At 64.7% G+C, this 17074-nt stretch carries 15 protein-coding genes; 4 read left to right on the forward strand and 11 right to left on the reverse strand.

The features are described 5' to 3' along the window. Positions 1-16 precede the first annotated feature (16 nt). From ABIE35_RS02470 to ABIE35_RS02490, 5 genes are read right to left on the reverse strand one after another with little or no spacing between them, the layout of a single operon-like run. Positions 17-1468 carry an aldehyde dehydrogenase (NADP(+)) gene (locus tag ABIE35_RS02470; RefSeq protein WP_354512279.1) on the reverse strand — a complete coding sequence of 484 codons (1452 nt, stop codon included), beginning with the start codon at positions 1466-1468 and terminating at the stop codon, positions 17-19. Beyond that, positions 1449-2606 (reverse strand): mandelate racemase/muconate lactonizing enzyme family protein, encoded by a 1158-nt coding sequence (locus tag ABIE35_RS02475; RefSeq protein WP_354512280.1) that lies wholly within the window; start codon positions 2604-2606, stop codon positions 1449-1451. Before ABIE35_RS02475 ends, ABIE35_RS02470 begins: the two co-directional genes overlap by 20 nt. Beyond that, positions 2606-3511 (reverse strand): 5-dehydro-4-deoxyglucarate dehydratase, encoded by a 906-nt coding sequence (locus ABIE35_RS02480; protein ID WP_354512281.1) that lies wholly within the window; start codon positions 3509-3511, stop codon positions 2606-2608. The genes ABIE35_RS02475 and ABIE35_RS02480 overlap by 1 nt, the downstream gene beginning before the upstream one ends. Continuing rightward, complete coding sequence (locus ABIE35_RS02485; RefSeq protein ID WP_354512282.1) at positions 3508-4488, reverse strand: NAD-dependent epimerase/dehydratase family protein; 981 nt, start codon at positions 4486-4488, stop codon at positions 3508-3510. Before ABIE35_RS02485 ends, ABIE35_RS02480 begins: the two co-directional genes overlap by 4 nt. Before the next feature lie 29 nt (positions 4489-4517). Further along, positions 4518-5930: a Gfo/Idh/MocA family protein gene (locus tag ABIE35_RS02490; protein ID WP_354512356.1), complete on the reverse strand. Its 1413-nt coding sequence runs from the start codon at positions 5928-5930 to the stop codon at positions 4518-4520. 189 nt (positions 5931-6119) lie between these two features. Between ABIE35_RS02490 and ABIE35_RS02495 the strand changes: the two genes are divergently transcribed. Next, positions 6120-7151 (forward strand): LacI family DNA-binding transcriptional regulator, encoded by a 1032-nt coding sequence (locus ABIE35_RS02495; RefSeq protein ID WP_354512283.1) that lies wholly within the window; start codon positions 6120-6122, stop codon positions 7149-7151. Positions 7152-7192: 41 nt separating this feature from the next. On the opposite strand, the gene ABIE35_RS02500 is transcribed toward ABIE35_RS02495, so the two are convergent. Beyond that, positions 7193-7891: a FadR/GntR family transcriptional regulator gene (locus tag ABIE35_RS02500; RefSeq protein ID WP_354512284.1), complete on the reverse strand. Its 699-nt coding sequence runs from the start codon at positions 7889-7891 to the stop codon at positions 7193-7195. A 90-nt stretch (positions 7892-7981) separates the two neighbouring features. On the opposite strand from ABIE35_RS02500, the gene ABIE35_RS02505 reads away from it, so the two are divergent. Further along, positions 7982-9313, forward strand: a complete 1332-nt coding sequence (locus tag ABIE35_RS02505) for an alpha-hydroxy acid oxidase (RefSeq protein ID WP_354512285.1) — start codon at positions 7982-7984, stop codon at positions 9311-9313. Positions 9314-9390: 77 nt separating this feature from the next. On the opposite strand, the gene gdhA is transcribed toward ABIE35_RS02505, so the two are convergent. From gdhA to ABIE35_RS02520, 3 genes are all read right to left on the reverse strand, one after another. After that, positions 9391-10728, reverse strand: coding sequence for an NADP-specific glutamate dehydrogenase (gdhA, locus tag ABIE35_RS02510; protein WP_354512286.1), 1338 nt, complete (start codon positions 10726-10728; stop codon positions 9391-9393). Positions 10729-10935: 207 nt separating this feature from the next. Further along, the gene (locus ABIE35_RS02515) at positions 10936-11502 is read right to left on the reverse strand and encodes an ArsR/SmtB family transcription factor (RefSeq protein ID WP_354512287.1); all 567 of its coding nucleotides are present in this window, start codon (positions 11500-11502) and stop codon (positions 10936-10938) included. Between the two features lie 80 nt (positions 11503-11582). Continuing rightward, positions 11583-12809, reverse strand: coding sequence for an acetoin utilization protein AcuC (locus ABIE35_RS02520; RefSeq protein WP_354512288.1), 1227 nt, complete (start codon positions 12807-12809; stop codon positions 11583-11585). A gap of 102 nt (positions 12810-12911) precedes the next feature. On the opposite strand from ABIE35_RS02520, the gene ABIE35_RS02525 reads away from it, so the two are divergent. Next, positions 12912-14345 (forward strand): TrkH family potassium uptake protein, encoded by a 1434-nt coding sequence (locus ABIE35_RS02525; protein ID WP_354512289.1) that lies wholly within the window; start codon positions 12912-12914, stop codon positions 14343-14345. A 40-nt stretch (positions 14346-14385) separates the two neighbouring features. After that, the gene (locus ABIE35_RS02530; protein ID WP_011775951.1) at positions 14386-15024 is read left to right on the forward strand and encodes a potassium channel family protein; all 639 of its coding nucleotides are present in this window, start codon (positions 14386-14388) and stop codon (positions 15022-15024) included. Positions 15025-15091: 67 nt separating this feature from the next. On the opposite strand, the gene proC is transcribed toward ABIE35_RS02530, so the two are convergent. Next, positions 15092-15922 (reverse strand): pyrroline-5-carboxylate reductase, encoded by an 831-nt coding sequence (gene proC / locus ABIE35_RS02535; RefSeq protein WP_089596108.1) that lies wholly within the window; start codon positions 15920-15922, stop codon positions 15092-15094. A gap of 317 nt (positions 15923-16239) precedes the next feature. Further along, positions 16240-17073, reverse strand: coding sequence for a sugar phosphate isomerase/epimerase family protein (locus ABIE35_RS02540; RefSeq protein WP_354512290.1), 834 nt, complete (start codon positions 17071-17073; stop codon positions 16240-16242). Position 17074 lies beyond the last annotated feature (1 nt).

A 17074-nucleotide genomic window follows, 5' to 3' on the forward strand; every position in this document is an offset into this window, starting at 1 on the left:
GGGCGCGGGGGGTGGGTTAGCTGAGCGTCAGCACGCCGTCCACGCGCCGCGGGATGCCCAGCGGGTTGGCGTCGCGCAGGGCCGGGTGCAGGACAGTCTCCGGAGCATCCTGGTAGGCCACCGGACGCTGGAAGCGGCGTACAGCGGTAGCGCCCACGGAGGTGAAAAGCGATGTGGTGGCCGGGTACGGGCCGCCGTGCTGCTGGGCCCAGTTCACGGCAACACCTGTGGGCCAGCCGTCAAACAGGACCCTGCCAGCCAAACCGCTGAGCTGCTCCACGAGTGCAGATACGTCTTCGCCCGGTTCCGCGTGCACCGTGCCCGTGAGGCTGCCCGGAACCTTTGCCAGGGCCGCGGACAGTTCCTCCTGGTTGGCGTACTCGATGAGCAGCGTGGTGGGGCCGAAGCACTCCTCCAACAGCTCTTCGGGGCGTTCCAGCACATTGGCTGCACTGGTGGAGAACACCACGGGTGCGGCGCCATCGGCCAGGCTGTCTTGCTGCACAGTGCCACTGACGACGGCGACACCCGGCTGGTCTGCGACATTACGGAGTCCGTCCGGGTATGCCTCGGCAATGCGCTCGGTGAGCATGGCAGCGGTGGGCTTGTCCTTGCTGGCCTCGGCCAGGTGCGAGGCGAAGTCAGTACCGGCGGGGATGAACACGAGTCCCGGCTTGGTGCAGAACTGGCCGGCACCCATCGTGAACGAGCCGGCAAGGCCTGCCGCGAGCTGCTGGCCACGTTCGGCCAAGGCATCCGCAGTGATGACCACGGGGTTCAGGCTGCCGAGCTCACCGTAGAAGGGAATCGGCTCCGGACGGGAGGCCGCGAGGTCAAACAGTGCGCGCCCACCGGGAATGGAACCGGTGAAGCCAACGGCCTTGATGGCGGGGTCCTGGACCAGGGCTGTGCCTGCCTCGCGGCCGCTGACCAGGGCGAAGATCCCCTCCGGAGCTCCGGCCTCGGCCAGGGCTTCGCTGACAATCCCGGCGGTGCGCTCGGAAAGGCGAAGGTGCCCCGAGTGCGCCTTGACGATCACCGGGCACCCCACTGCCAGCGCGGAGGCGGTGTCGCCACCGGCCACGGAGAAAGCGAACGGGAAGTTCGACGCCGAGAACACGGCCACCGGACCGATCGGACGCAGGATGCGGCGCAGGTCGGGCTTGGGCGGGGTGGAGTCCGGGTCGGCGTGGTCGATCACGGCTTCGAGGTAGGAACCCTCGGTGATCACGGTGGCGAACAGCCTCAGCTGGCCACTGGTCCTGGCCACCTCCCCGGTGAGCCGGACGGTGCCCAGGCTCGTCTCGGAATCGGCGATGGCCACCAGTTCGGTGACGTTGGCGTCCAGGGCGTCGGCGACGGCGGTCAGCCAGGCTGCGCGCTCGGCGTCGGAAGCTGCTGCGGTCACCTTTGCGGCTTCGGTGGCTGCGGCGGTGATGGCTGTCAGGTCAAGAGTTGCTGTACTCAATGCGGTTTCCTTTACTCTCAGTGGCGGCGCTCTCAGATGCGGGCAGCGGCGGCGTGGGCTTTCCGGCGAACTCAAAGCCCAGTCCGGGGCGGCCTGTGCTGCTCAGGGTGCTCTGGCCGTTGCTGTTGGTGATCCGTACCGGCGAAGGCCCAGACAGTATTCCGAGTTGTTCGAACGACGCGTCTTCCACGTCCTCCACGCTCACGGTTTCGGCAAGGGTGAGCGCCAGCTGCCCTGAGAGCTCCGGAAGCAGGTGCGGCGCCACCCTGATGCTGTTGGCCCGGGCCAACTCAGCGATCCTGCGGAACGGCGTAATGCCGCCCACCCGGACGATGTTGGGCTGGATGATGTCCACGGCTTCGGCTTCGATGAAGTCGCGGAAACGGTAGATGGTGTGGACGTTTTCCCCCAGGGCAATGGGGACTGGAGAGTGCTTGCGCAGACGCCGGTAAGCCCAGAGGTCGTCGGCCCGGATCGGTTCTTCCAGCCATTCCAGTCCGTACTCCCCCAAAACGTCCAAGGCACGGAAGGTATGGGCCAGATCCCAACGCTGGTTGGCGTCGATCATGAGCAACCGGTCCGGGCCGATGACTTGCCTGACCGCGGCAACGCGTTCGGCATCTTCCCGGAGATCGGGCTTGCCCACCTTGATCTTCACGGCGTTATGCCCGGCAGCAACCCATCGATGCGCCTGCTCCACGAGCTGATCCAGGGTGTAATGCAGGTTCACGCCGGAGCCATAGAGCTCCACCGATTCCCGGCGCTGGCCCAATAGACCTGTGACCGAGGTGCCGGCATGACGTGCTTTCAGGTCCCACAGGGCCAAGTCCACGCCGGCCATCGCGATGGTGGTGAGCCCTCCCCCGCCGGCTTCATGCAGCCGCTTCCAGAGCTGGTCCCACACGATCTCCGGGTTCGCTTCGAGGCCAAGGATGAACGGCGCAATGTCGTAATCCAGAAGGGCTTTGACCGCTTGGGGACCAATGGTGGGTGTCCATGAGAAACCGTGGCCCGCGCCGCCGTCGTCTGTAGTCAGCTCGGTGACGATCACGTGGTTCTCGGGCGCCTCGGCACCCCAGCTGCGCAGCAGCGGGACCGTGATCAGCCGGGTGGTGAGGCCCGTAATGCGGGCCGCCATCAGCTGCCGGCCAGCTCGTGGCCCTTGGCCAGAATGGACTTGAGCTCCAGCAGTTGTTCTTCACTGGGGTCCACCAGCGGAGGACGGACCGGGCCGACGGGCAGGCCAGCGAGGCGCAGCCCGGCCTTGATGAGGGAAACGCCAAAGCCCGGGGTTTGGTCGCGGAGCCGGACCAGCGGAGCGTAGAAACCCTCCAGCAGGGCGTGGCGGCGCTCTTCATCACCGGACATGTACGCGTCGTAATAGGCCTTGGCGATTTCCGGGGCCATCGCAAACGCTGCCGAGGAGTAAAGCGGGATGCCCAGGCCGCGGTAGGCGCCCTGGGTCAGCTCTGCGGTCAGCAGGCCATTGAACAGGGCGAAGTCGGTGCGGCCGCTGGCGTTGATCGCGGAGACGATTTCCTGGGCCAGGCCGACGTCGCCAATTCCGTCCTTGAAGCCAACCACCTTCGGGTTGGCGGTGAGGCGCGTGATGGCCTCGGCGGTGAACTTGGCCGTTCCACGGTGGTACACGATCACCGGCAGGCTGCTGGCGGCCGCGATGGCTTCGACGTACGCCACCACACCATCGGTAGGACCGGTCACTAGGTAGGGCGGGAGGACCAGGAGGGCATCCGCGCCGGCTTCCTCGGCCACTTTGGCTGCCGCGATGGCGTGACCCAGGGGTCCACCGGCACCGGAGACGACGGGAACAGCTCCAGCAACAGCCTCGACGGCGGCGGTCACCACGGTGCGGATCTCATCGATGGAGAGCGCATGGAATTCACCGGTACCGCAGGCTGGGAAGACACCGCCCGGGCCGAACGGCAGGCGGGAGGTGATGTGCTCCTTCAGCAACGCCACATCCACGGTGCCGTCTTCAGCGAAGGGAGTGACGGGGAAGAACAGTACGCCGTCGAAGTTCATGGTGTCTCCTTGGTTGTTCCCGCCGGGACCAGGCCGGCGTGGTTCTCTTGGTCAGATGCGGTGTCCGCGCCTTCGTACGGCGGCGTGAGTTCGGTGCGCCACGAACGCTTGGGTTCCCAACCGAGGAGCTCGCGGGCTTTGTCGATGGAGAACGCCGGGCTGGTGCCGGTCAGGTGTTCAGTGAGGGGTCCGCTGCCCGGAAGGAAGCGCGGGAACAATTCCGCCAGGGGCGCTGTAGCCAAGGCATCCTTGGCACCAACAAAGAAGACCTGGCCGTTGGGGATGCTGTCCATCTTCTCCAACAGCACGTCCAGGAAGTCGGCCACATCCCGTGCGTCCACATAGTTGAACAGTGCCGGTGCGGACAGTGCGGGATCGTCCAGGCGCTGCCGGATGGTGTGCCCCTGTTGTGTGAGGGCGCCTTCCCATTCCTCCGGGGACAGGACGTAGCACGGGCGGAAAGCCGCGTACCGGATCTTGTCGCCCTGTGCTGCGGCGAACATCTGCACGGTCTGCTCGGCGATCAGCTTGGACAACGCATAGGCGTTCCACGGCTTGGGCGGCGTCTGCTCGTTCAGAGGGAACGACGGCGGCAGCCACCCGGCCGGTGAGCCATAGCCCAGGGCGGTGGGGCTGGACGCCGTCACGATCTTCGGGACGCCCGCTTCGGTAGCGGCACCGACCACCGCGTAGGCGAGGCGGGTGTTCGTGCTGAAAATGACGTCCTCGGGTGCGCTGAAAGGTACGGCAATAGCAGCGAGGTGGATGACGGCGTCGGGCGCTGTTTCGCGGATGAGCCGCTCCGCTTCCCCCGGCGCCAAAAGATCAGCGGTGTACTGCTCGGCTCCGGCGGGCAGTTGCTCTGCGGGGATGGCGTCCCGGTCCACCGAGATCACCTTGTGGCCGGCGTCTGCCAGTCCGGCCACAACGCTGCGTCCCAGGCGACCGGAGCCTCCGGTGACGAAAATCCTGCTCATAGTCTTGTCCTTGCTTGGTAGTGAACCGGTCAGGCCTGGCTGCGGCTGAGGTCGGCGCCGAGGCCAAGTTCGCTGATGCGGACGGGGAGGTCGGTGTCCAGGGACTGGTTACCGGCGATGCCCACCGACACGGAGCGCAGTCCGTCGATGTATCCGGACGGACGGCCCAGGGGATCAATGCCGGGACCGTTGAAGAGGTCCGAGAGCAGCAGGTTGTCACCGCCGCCGTGGCCGCCCTCGCCGTTGACGATCGGAACTTCGTAGGCAGCTTCCCAGTGGCGCTGGACCACCAGGCGTTCTCCGTTGCGGCGGACGGCATCCTCTTCCTCGATGGGAGTGGCGCTCGGGTCCACCACGGTCTTCTTGTCCGTGCTGGACTCGACGGCGGCGCGTTCCACCACTTCGAGTTCCGCCCGGCCTTCGGTGCCGTTGACGGTGACGCGGTAGCCTTCCCACGGGCTGTGGGCGTTGAGGGAGTAGCTCAGCGTCGGGCCGCCCTGGTAGTCCACCACGAGGGCCAGGTTGTCCTCGATGGTGATGCCCTCGGTGAAGACGTCCTGGTCACGGATGTAGCCGTCAAACTTTTCGTTGTCGTAGTACAGGGCCTTCAGGCGCTCGTCGTCGCGCATGTCCAGACGGAAGGGATCGTGCCCAAGGCCATCAACGGTGCCGCGCTCCGGACGGGCTCCCAGGCCACGCTCTGCAGCGTTCTTGTCGCCGTAGAACCGTAGACCACCGGAGGCAAAGACGCGCTCCGGAACATCGTTGATCCACCAGTTAACCAGGTCGAAGTGGTGGGAGGCCTTGTGGATGAGCAGGCCGCCGGAGTTCTTCTTTTCACGGTGCCAGCGGCGGAAGTAGTCCGCGCCGTGCACGGTGTCCAGGACCCAGCTGAAGTCGATGGACGTCACCTTGCCGATCACGCCGTTCTGGATGACTTCCTTGAGCGCGCTGTTGCGCGGCGAGTAGCGGTAGTTGAACGTCACCACCACGTTCTTGCCGGTCTTCGCCACGGCTTCCGTAATACGGCGGCATCCGTCAAGGTCAATCGTCAGCGGCTTTTCAACCACGACGTCGGCACCCGCCTGGAGCGCCTCAACGATGTAGTCCGCATGGGTGTAGTCGGGCGTGGTCACGATGACGCGCTCGATGTCGTTGGACTGGATGAAGCCGGTGAGCTGGCCGGGCTCGAACGATGCCACAGGCTCTGTACCGCCAAGTTCCTTGATGAGTTCCTGGTAGAAGTCCACGCGGCCCTGGTTGACGTCGGAGAGGGCGATAAGTTCCGCGACGTCCGCGTGCTGCCCGTAGATGGCCCGGATGTACATTTCCGAGCGCCCGCCTGTTCCGATGAGGGCAATGCGTGTCCGCTTGCGTCCCCCGGCCGCGGTTGTCGTGGCGGCAGATCCGGTCTGGGTCTCGGCTGAGTCGACGTTGACCATGTTGGCCATGAGAGATGCCCCTTTCAAAAGGCAGGAGTGAACCGCTTGACGGCCCGGCTTCGTGTGGGAAGAATCATGAGAAAGCGTTTTCTCAGAGCGTTATAAGCTTTGTATCAAGACTCTGGTGGTCACGTCAACCACTGCTCCAACGACGGCGCATTCGGGAGACGACCAATGGGAAGGGGCCACATGGCACGCAGGAACACCAACAGGCGCGTCGGGATAGCCGATGTCGCGGAGAAGGCCGGCGTCTCGCACGCCACCGTCTCACGCGTCATGAACGGTAACGCCGCAGTGGATCCCGGGATCGCGGCGCGGGTTCGCACAGCGGCAGCGGAATTGAAGTACCAGCCCAACCCGGTGGGGCGCAGCCTTGCCCTGGGAAAGACCGACACCATCGGCATCGTGGTCCCGGATCTGGCTAATCCAACCTTCCAGGCCATCCTCCGCGGACTCAGCATCGCCGCCGCCCAGGATGGTTACCGCGTCCTGATTGCCGATTCCTCCGAAGTCACCAGCGAGGAAGCCATCCTGGCCGGGGAAGCCCGACGACGCTGCGATGGCGTGGTCCTCTGCGCACCCCGCATGGCCGACGCCGAACTTGAAGAGCTGGCACCCACCCTGCACCCCTTGGTCCTCATCAACCGCACCACCATCGCCACCAACACGCCGAGCCTGAGCGTGGACTACGGGCAGGGCATCCAGGAACTGGCGCAGCATCTGGTCTCCCTGGGACACCGTCGCCTCGTGTTCCTCTCCGGCCCCGAGCACAGCGCCTCCAACCGCCAACGACTGGTGGGCCTGGACCAGTTCCGCGCCGGGCACCCGGAGATCGAGCTGCAGATGCTCCACGGTGGATCCAACTTCGATTCCGGCCACGAGTCCACCGAGGCCATCATTGCCAGTGGCGCCACCGGAATTCTGGCCTTCAACGACCTCGTGGCCATGGGGCTGCTCAGTGGACTGCACGAGCGCGGAGTGCGCGTTCCGGAGGACATCTCCGTGACGGGCTTCGATGACATCCCGTTCGCCAAATACACCACTCCCCCGCTGACAACGGCAGCCGTTCCCATCAACGAGCTCGGCAGCCTGGCGTGGCGAAGGATGCGGGAACAGATCCAGCAGGCCGGGGAAAGCTCCGTCCAGGCGCAGGACGAATTCTCCCCGCGGATGGAGATCCGCAAGAGCACCGCAGCACCGGCCCTCAAGCCCGCGAGCTGATACTTTATGCCAACGTCCCGGACGGACCTTGGCATTTAGTGTCACTTGGGTGCGGGGTTTGCGCCTACTCCGGCCTCTTTGTAGAAGCCCTGGATGTGCGCGGCCACCAGCTCAGCTGCCTTGCCGCCGTCGTGGTTGTTCACCGCGGCGAGGATGGCGCGATGCTCGGCCCGGAGCCTGCTGGACGTCGCGTTCCAGTCGGGCAGGTTTCCGGTCAGCTCACCGGCGTAGTTCTCGATCGCGCCCCGGAGCGAGGCCATCATGGCGCTGACCACGGAGTTGCCGGCAGCCTGCGCGAGCGCCACATGGAAGCGGGCATCCAGGGCAAGGAACGTATCGATGTCCGGGGCGACGTCCATCCGGTCCAGCAGCTCTGCAGCTTCTTCCAGCTCCGGAACGCCCACCTGGGCCCGTTCCGCAGCCCACGATTCCAGCAGCACGCGGGTCTCCACGATGTCCGCCACGGGCAGATGGCGCGTGGCCACGTGCAACCTCAGCGTGGAACCCAGCGCTGAGCCCGGCTCGGCGATGACCACGGTCCCGGCGTCCTTTCCGGACCCCACTCCGGCACGGACCACGCCCATCGCCTCGAGGATGCGGACTGCCTCGCGCACGGAGGTCCGGGAAACCTTCAGTTGCTCGGCCATGGCGCGTTCCCCCGGGAGCCTGCCGCCGAGGGCAAGGTCTCCATCGGACAGCTGCTTCTCGATCCATTGCAGGACCAACTCGTGGGTACGCATAACGGAATACTAGTTGATGTGGTCCAACCACATGGATTACAGTGTGGTTAGACCACAGTGGTAAGACCACAGAATTCAAGGGAGAACCGCATGACCGACACCCTCGATCCCAAAATCACGGCCGCGCCCGCCAACGCCGGGAGCGACGAAAACGCGACACGTCCGCCCCAGCCGCGTCCCGCCGTCGTGCTGCCGCCGGCACTGAAACGCCGCGTCCCCAAGGTTTCCGACCTGGCTCCGCTCATGCAGTTCAAGAAGCCCGAATTCAGCAAGGCCGCGCGGCTCAAGCGCGCCAGCACCATCTGGGAACTGCGGGACATGGCCAAGCGCCGCACCCCGCAGGCACCCTTCGACTACACCGACGGTGCCGCCGAAGAAGAGATCACCCTCCGCCGCGCCCGCCAGGCGTTCCAGGACATCGAGTTCCGTCCCGGCATCCTGCGCGATGTCTCCAGGATCGATCTCCGCACTGACATCCTGGGCAAGGAATCACGCCTGCCGTTCGGCATCGCTCCCACAGGATTCACGCGCATGATGCAATCCGAAGGTGAATACGCCGGCTCGCAGGCCGCCGAAGCCGCGGGCATCCCCTACACCCTGTCCACCATGGGCACCGCGTCCATCGAGGACGTTGCCACGGCCGCCCCGAACGGCCGCAACTGGTTCCAGCTGTACCTCTGGACGGACCGCCAGCGTTCCTTGGAACTGATCGAGCGCGCCGCCAAAGCCGGGAACGACACCCTCATGGTCACCGTCGACACAGCTGTTGCCGGCGCCCGCCTGCGCGATGTCCGCAACGGCATGACCATCCCGCCGGCGCTGACCATCAAGACCGTCCTGGACGCGTCGTACCGCCCGGCCTGGTGGTTCAACTTCCTCACGCACGAGCCATTGACCTTCGCGTCGCTTTCGCGCTACACCGGCACCGTGGCCGACCTCATCAACTCGATGTTCGACCCCACCCTGACCTACGAGGACCTGGACTGGCTCCGCGAAACCTGGAAGGGCAAGCTGGTGGTCAAGGGCATCCAGACCGTGGAAGACGCCCGCAGGGTAGTGGACCACGGCGCGGACGGCATCATCCTGTCAAACCACGGTGGCCGCCAATTGGATCGCGCACCCATCCCGTTCCACTTGCTGCCGGAGGTCACCACGGCGCTGAAGGCGGACAACAGCAAGGCCGCGGTCATGCTGGACACGGGCATCATGAGCGGCGCGGACATCGTGGCTGCCCTGGCCCTGGGCGCAGACTTTGCCCTGATCGGCCGCGCGTACCTGTACGGTCTCATGGCCGGTGGACGCGAAGGCGTGGACCGGACCATCCAGATCCTGGAGAAGGACATGACCCGGACCATGGCGCTGCTGGGGGTCAGCAAGGTGGCGGACCTGAACCCGGACCACGTTCGGCTGCTCCAGCGCTGACCGCACCCATGTAAGTAGCAGCAGAGGCCGTTTGAGCGTTCAAACGGCCTCTACTGCTATTAGTTGGGTAAGCGGCGCTAGATAAGGCCCTGGGCCAGCATTGCGTCGGCTACCTTGACGAAGCCGCCGATGTTGGCACCCACCACGTAGTTTCCGGGCGCACCGTATTGCTCGGCAGTCTCGGCGCAGCGGTCGTGAATGCCCACCATGATCTCGGTGAGGCGCTGCTCGGTGTGCTCGAAGGACCATGAGTCGCGGCTGGCGTTCTGCTGCATCTCCAGGGCAGACGTCGCTACACCGCCGGCGTTGGCTGCCTTGCCCGGCCCGAACAGGATCCCGGCTTCCTGGAACACGGATACTGCGGACCGCGTGGAGGGCATGTTGGCACCTTCGGCCACCGCGATCAGGCCATTGCTAACCAGCTTGGCGGCAGCATCGCCGTCGAGCTCGTTCTGGGTGGCGCACGGCAATGCTACGGTGCCGTTGACGTCCCACACGGAACCGCCGGCAACATGGCTGGCCCCGGTGCGGCGCGCGGCGTACTCCGTGAGGCGACCGCGCTCCACTTCCTTGATCCGGCTCAGGAGCGCGACGTCGATCCCCGCCTCGTCCACGATGTAACCGGCCGAATCCGAACAGGCCACTACGGTGGCACCAAGGGACTGGGCCTTGGCGATCGCATGGATAGCCACATTGCCGGAACCGGAGACCACTACGCGCTGACCGTCAAAGGACTGGCCCCGGGTCCTGAGCATTTCCTGGGCGAAGATCACCGTGCCGTAGCCGGTGGCCTCGGGGCGAACCAGGGAGCCGCCCCACGAAATGCCCTTGCCCGTGAGGACGCCCGATTCATAGCGGTTGGTGATGCGCTTGTACTGGCCGAAGAGGTAGCCGATCTCGCGTCCGCCCACACCGATGTCGCCGGCGGGAACGTCGGTGTATTCACCGATATGCCGGTACAGCTCGGTCATGAAGGACTGGCAGAAGCGCATGATCTCGGCATCGGAACGTCCGCGGGGGTCGAAGTCCGAGCCGCCCTTGCCGCCACCGATGGGCATGCCGGTGAGTGCATTCTTGAAGATCTGCTCAAAGCCAAGGAACTTTACGATTCCCAGGTACACAGAGGGGTGGAAGCGGAGCCCGCCCTTGTAGGGACCGAGCGCGGAGTTGAACTCAACCCGGAAGCCGCGGTTCACGTGGACGCGGCCGGCGTCGTCGGTCCACGGGACGCGGAAGATGATCTGACGCTCCGGTTCGCAAAGACGCTCCAGGACGGCGCCCTCAAGGAATTCAGGATGGCGATCGTGCACGGGGCCGAGGCTTTCGAAGACCTCAGTGACGGCCTGGTGGAATTCCTTCTCCCCCGGGTTCCGTGCCAACACGGTGTCGCGGACAGCTTCGAGCCTTGAATCCATGCGTGTTCCTATCCTCAGTGCGCCGACCCGCGGCGAGACGATCAGTCCCGCTCATGGTTGCACCGAGGGAGGTGGGATCTCCATCCGGAGCCAATGTGACCCTCATCGCCGTGTTAACACAACTGTAGAAAATCGTTGAAAACACAAGGAAACCCAAGGTAAACAAAAACTCACAATGTGATGAGGATCACGTTAAGTAGGGGTGCGCTACCGCTTACGACCGAATTTGGGAAGGTTGGGCAGGTTCGGAAGATTGGCCAGGAGGTCAGCAGCCTTAGTGGCAGCGCGGCCAACGGTGCGGCCGATTTGCTGGGGGACGGTGTCATCGGAGGCCGGGTCAAGGGAGACGGGCGTTCCACTCGCGTGGACCTTGACGGCCTGGCCAATGGCGTCGGCGCGGTTGGGTACTGACGCGACGGCGGCATCGGCGGGAGCCACAGCGGCGGGCACGTCCGTGGCGGCAGCGGCGGAAGTCGCCGCAGCAGCAGGCACGACGACGGCGGGAGCCGGGGTTCCGACGTCGAACGTTTCAAGCCAGCTCGCGACGCCCGCAAGCGGCTTGGGATTCAGGGCATAGAAGCGCTTCTGGCCTTGCGCGCGCATGCTGACCAGATCAGCCTCGCGGAGCACCTTCAGATGCTTGGAGATTGTGGGCTGGCTTGCAGCCAGTTCTTCCACCAGTTCGCCTACTGCTTTATCCCCAGAGCGGAGGGAGACCAGGATGTCGCGTCTGGTTGCCTCAGCTATGACGGCAAATACGTCGTCAGTCACCATGCCTCCCACCCTAGCGACATATACGCCAATTGGCATCCCTGTTTCGTTGTGATGCAGGCGGGATTCGGGCGGAACCAGCGTCAGTCGAACCAGGGGTCCAGGCCGTACAGGGGGAAGATCTCCTTGCGCGTGGCAATGATGGTCCGGTCCACCTCGTCCGCGGGGTCGTAGCCTACCTCCCAGGAGCGCCACCACACGTCCACGTCATCGCCCATGGATTCCGGAGCCCACACGCCATAGGTTTCGCGCACGTACGTCCGCCAGGCTTCGGGCACCGGCGTGCTGAGCGGTACCGGGCGTTGCGTCACCATCCCGATCAGGTGGCTCCATGAGCGCGGCACAACACCGGTGACGTCATAGCCGCCACCGCCCGTAGCGATCCAGCGGTTGTCGCAATAGCGGGCGGCAAGGCTTGCGACGGCGGACGCCGCCTCACGCTGTCCGTCGATGCTGAGGGTGAGGTGGGTCAGGGGATCGTCGCGATGGGAGTCGCAGCCGTGTTGGCTCACGATCACCTCGGGCTGGAAGGCACCCACGAGCTGCGGGACCACGGCATGGAAGGCCCGCAACCAGGCCGCGTCTCCCGTGAAAGTGGGCAGCGCAACATTGACCGCGGTCCCGGGAGCGTCCGGCCCACCGGTTTCATTGGCAAAGCCGGTGCCGGGGAAGAGCGACAGGCCTGTCTCGTGGAGGCTGATGGTCATGACGCGGGGATCGTTCCAGAAGATGCTCTGGGTCCCATCGCCGTGGTGCGCATCGACGTCGATGCTGACGATCCTTTGCACCCCGCCGTCGAGCAGTCTTTGGATGGCCAGCGCGACGTCGTTGTAGACGCAGAAGCCGCTGGCCCGCTCGCGTGCAGCATGGTGCATCCCGCCGCTGAAGTTCACCGCGCGCACGGCCCGGCCCGACAGGATGGTGTCAGCGGCCAGCAGCGAGCCACCGGCAAGGCGGGCACTGGCCTCATGCATACCAGCGAACGCGGGATCGTCCTCCGTGCCCAGCCCACGGCTTTCGTCCGGCGTGGACGGATCCTCGCTGACGCGTCGGACGGCCTCCACGTAGCCGGTGCTGTGGACCGTTAAAAGTTCGACGTCGGAGGCCACAGCGGGTGCCTCGACGGCCACATGCTCGTGTCCGAACAGCCCCAAGGACTCGGCCAGCCGCGCTGTCAGTTCCAGCCGCTGCGGTGCCATGGGGTGGCCGGGGCCAAAATTGTAGGCAGTCATGGCTGGGTCCCACACCACCGTCGTTGGCAGTGCGGAGCGCGTAATGCTGGAAGCCGTGGTTCCAAGCCTGGAGTTCATCCAGAACAGGCTACCTGAGCCTGGCGGGCCCTACTGCCCGGTTACGCCGCGGGAATAGTGGTTTACTACTCAGGAAAGCTTGTTCAACCGAGGAAGAGCGCCATGTCTCAAAGCCAGTCGCGGTCCACGAGCCCGGCCAACTGGCAAACCAACCAGCAGGAGCGGGAAGGTCTCTGGATCTTTACCCGCGTGCGCGACTTCATCGACAACATTGCCAACACGTCACCGGCCCGTTTGGCGTTGACCGTCTTCGCTGTGGTGATCCTGGTCTTCACCGGCTTGCTGTCCTTGCCTGCGGCTTCCTCCGCCGGAACTGTCACACCCCTGCACCAGTCCATGTTCACGGCGGTCTCCGCCGTCTGCGTCACCGGGTTGACGGTGGTTTCCACCGCCACGCACTGGACCTTCTTCGGCCAGTTGGTAATCCTGATAGGCATTTTCGTAGGTGGTCTTGGTACCTTGACCCTGGCCTCACTGCTGGCCCTCATGGTCAGCAAGCGGCTGGGCGTGCGCGGCAAGCTCATCGCCCAGGAAGCCATGAACAACGCAGGCCGGCTCGGTGAAGTGGGTACCCTGCTCAGGATCGTCATTGTGACCTCGGTGGTGATTGAGGCCGCTCTGGCCATCGTGCTGATCCCCCGCTTCATGGTGCTCGGGGAGAGCTTCTGGCAATCCGTGTGGCACGGCGTCTTCTATTCGATTTCCGCTTTCAACAACGCCGGATTCACGCCGCACTCCGATGGCATCGTCCCGTACGAGACCGATTTGTGGATCCTCATCCCGCTGATGTTGGGCGTGTTCCTGGGCAGCCTCGGCTTCCCTGTGGTGATGGTGCTCCAGCAGAACGGGCTCAACTGGAAAAAGTGGAACCTCCACACCAAGCTCACCATCCAGGTCTCGTTCATCCTGCTGGCAGCGGGCACGGTCCTTTGGGGCTTGATGGAGTGGGACAACGTGCGGACCATCGGCACCATGAACCTGGGCGACAAGATCACCCATTCGCTGTTCGCGTCGGTGATGACGCGATCGGGCGGCTTCAACCTGGTGGACCAGAACCACATGGAATCCACCACAATGCTCCTCACCGACGCCCTGATGTTCGCCGGCGGCGGCTCCGCGTCCACGGCCGGCGGCATCAAGGTGACCACCATTGCCGTCATGTTCCTGGCCATCATGGCTGAAGCCCGCGGCGACGCCGACGTGAAAGTCTACGGCCGAACCATCCCCCAAGGCACCATGCGCGTGGCCATCTCGGTGATCGTTGCCGGCGCCACCTTGGTGTCGGTGGCCGCGTTCCTTCTGCTCTCCATCAGTGGAGCGTCGTTGGACCGGGTGCTCTTCGAATCCATTTCCGCCTTCGCCACCGTGGGACTCAGCACCAACCTCAGCGCCGAGCTGCCGCCGTCGGGCGTTTATGTCCTCACCGCTTTGATGTTTGCCGGTCGCGTCGGCACCGTAACCCTTGCCGCCGGTCTGGCCCTGCGCCAGCGCAGCCAGCTGTACCACTACCCGGAAGAGAGGCCAATCATTGGCTAGTACCACGGGGGCTGCCAACCGCCCCGCACACAACGCACCAGTGCTGGTCATTGGCCTCGGCCGGTTCGGATCCGCCACCGCTGAGCAGCTGGTCAAGCAGGGCCGTGAAGTCCTGGCCATCGAACGTGACCGCACCCTGGTCCAGAAGTGGGCGCCCGTACTCACTCACGTGGTGGAGGCCGACGCCACCAATATCGACGCCCTGCGCCAGCTCGGCGCCCAGGAGTTCAGCTCAGCCGTAGTCGGCGTAGGCACGTCCATCGAGTCCTCGGTGCTCATCACCGTGAACCTGGTGGATCTGGGCATCCAGCATCTGTGGGTCAAGGCCATCACGCCCTCGCACGGCAAGATCCTCACCCGCATCGGCGCCAACCACGTGATCTACCCGGAGGCGGACGCAGGGGTCCGTGCAGCGCACCTGGTGTCCGGGCGCATGCTGGACTTCATTGAATTCGACGACGACTACGCGATCGTCAAGATGTACCCGCCCAAGGAAACTGTGGGCTTCACCTTGGAGGAATCCAAGGTCCGATCCAAGTACGGCGTGACCATTGTCGGCGTGAAAACCCCGGGCGAGGACTTCACCTATGCGCGGCCGGAAACCAAAGTGTCCGGTCACGACATGCTGATTGTGTCCGGACACGTGGACTTGCTGGAGCGGTTCGCAGCCCGCCCGTAATCCATGGGAGTTTTTGTACAGATAACGCCCCTAAGAGCGGCTCTAAGGGGCGTTATCTGTACGAAAACTAGCCGAGTTGCTTGGTGATCTCTGCTGCCCGGGCGGCAGCGGCGCGGGCGCCGTCGGCGATGATCCTGGGCATGCCGCCGTCGTCGAAGGCCATGATGGCCCGCTCGGTGGTTCCCTTGGGGCTGGTGACGGCAACGCGAAGTGCGGTGGGATCGGCTCCCGGTTCGGCCAACATGAACCCGGCGCCTGCCACGGTTTCACGGGCCAGCATGACGGACAGCTCCTGGTCCAGTCCGAGCTCGACACCGGCCGCAGCCATGGCCTCGGCCAGATAGAACGCGTAGGCCGGACCCGAACCACTGATCGCGGACAGCGCGTCCACCTGCTCTTCGGGTATCTCCACCACCGTGCCGGCACCTGCCAGCGCCGTCTTGGCTTTTTCGAGCTGTTCTGGCGTGCAGTGGGTTCCCGGGGAGACCGAGATGACACCGCGGCCAAGCCTTGAGGGCGTGTTGGGCATGGTTCGAATCACCGGCTGGCCGTCAGGCAGCGCTGCTTCGAGTTGGGCGATGGAAACCGCTGCGGCGACGCTGACAACGATCGTGTCCTTCGCCAGGGCCGGGCTGATCTCCCGTGCCAGATCCAGGATGCCCACCGGTTTGACGCCCAGGATGACCATGCCCGAGCCTTTGGTGGCCAGCTTGTTGTTGTCCGGCTCCTCTTCGCCCGCGATGGCCATGACGCCATGGCGCTGGGCGAGTTCATCGGCCCGCTCGGCCCGGCGGACGGTGGCAACAATGTCTGAGGGGTCCGTCCCTGCTGCCAGCAGGCCTCCCAGGATTGCCTCGTTCATGGATCCACAGCCAAGGAATGCGATTCGGTTGCTCATGGCTCCATCATTGCAGTTGGCCTTGGACGGGGTCTAACGGATTCCAGATTCCCAGCTAGCTCACAAGGATATTGCAGGCAGCACTCATGGTTGGTCCGTAACTTAGTAGTTACCTCATTGAGGGTGCGAGTGATGAGGCGGGCATGGGGATGTCCGCCACAAGCACCGGTGGCCGGGCGGGTTTTCCCCCATTTCCCGATTCGGCCGCCGGTGCTTTCGCTTTTAAGTGCACGGATCCCCCATTTGTTCGCCTGACACACCCTTGAAGGGCGGGACAGACGAACAAACCCGGGAACCGCGTGAAACGCTCGACGCCGTTAGTTGTCTACGGACCGCAGCATCGGAACGCTGAGGTGCTGCCGCGCGAAGCGCAGGGTTTCCGCCAGCATTTCCTCACGCTCCCCCGCTACTTTGGCCTTGCGGGTGGAAATTTCGGCCACCACCACGCCGTCGAAACCCGTGGCTGCCAGGTGCTGCAGGGCATCGGCACACTGCTGCGTTCCTGTACCCGGAACCAAGTGCTCGTCCTTGCCCGAACCCGAGCCATCAGTGAGATGAACATGGCGGAGCTTGTTCCCCAGCGCCTTGATGGCTTCCAGACTGTTGGCCCCGGCAGTGGCGGCGTGCGAGAAGTCCCAGGTGACGTCGTCGTAATCCTGGCCCAGTGGATCCCAGTGCGGCAGGTAGGCCACCGCTTCCCGGCCTCGGACACGCCATGGGTACATGTTCTCCACGGCGATATGCACTTGGTACATGGCCGCGATCTCCCGGACGCCTTCCACAAAGTTCTCGGCGTAGTTGGACTGCCAACGGAACGGCGGGTGGACCACTACGGTGTCGCAACCGACATCCGCGGCCATCTGGCACGACTTCTCGATCTTGTTCCACGCGGTGCCCCACACCTGTTGCGTCAGCAGCAAGGTGGGCGCGTGAATGGAGACGATCTCCTGGTGGTAGCGGTGGCTCAATTGGATCAGGGCGTCCGGGTTCTGGCTCACAGCGTTGTTGGTGACCATCACCTCCACGCCCTCGTACCCCAGGTCCTGCGCCACGGCAAAAGCGTCGTGGACGCTCAAGGGATAGACGGACGCGCTGGACAGCGCTACGGGAATCTGGCGGTCATTCACTTCGGGTTCGACGTCGTTGCTCATC

The sequence above is a fragment of the Paenarthrobacter sp. 4246 genome (assembly GCF_040546855.1).
Classification (GTDB): domain Bacteria; phylum Actinomycetota; class Actinomycetes; order Actinomycetales; family Micrococcaceae; genus Arthrobacter.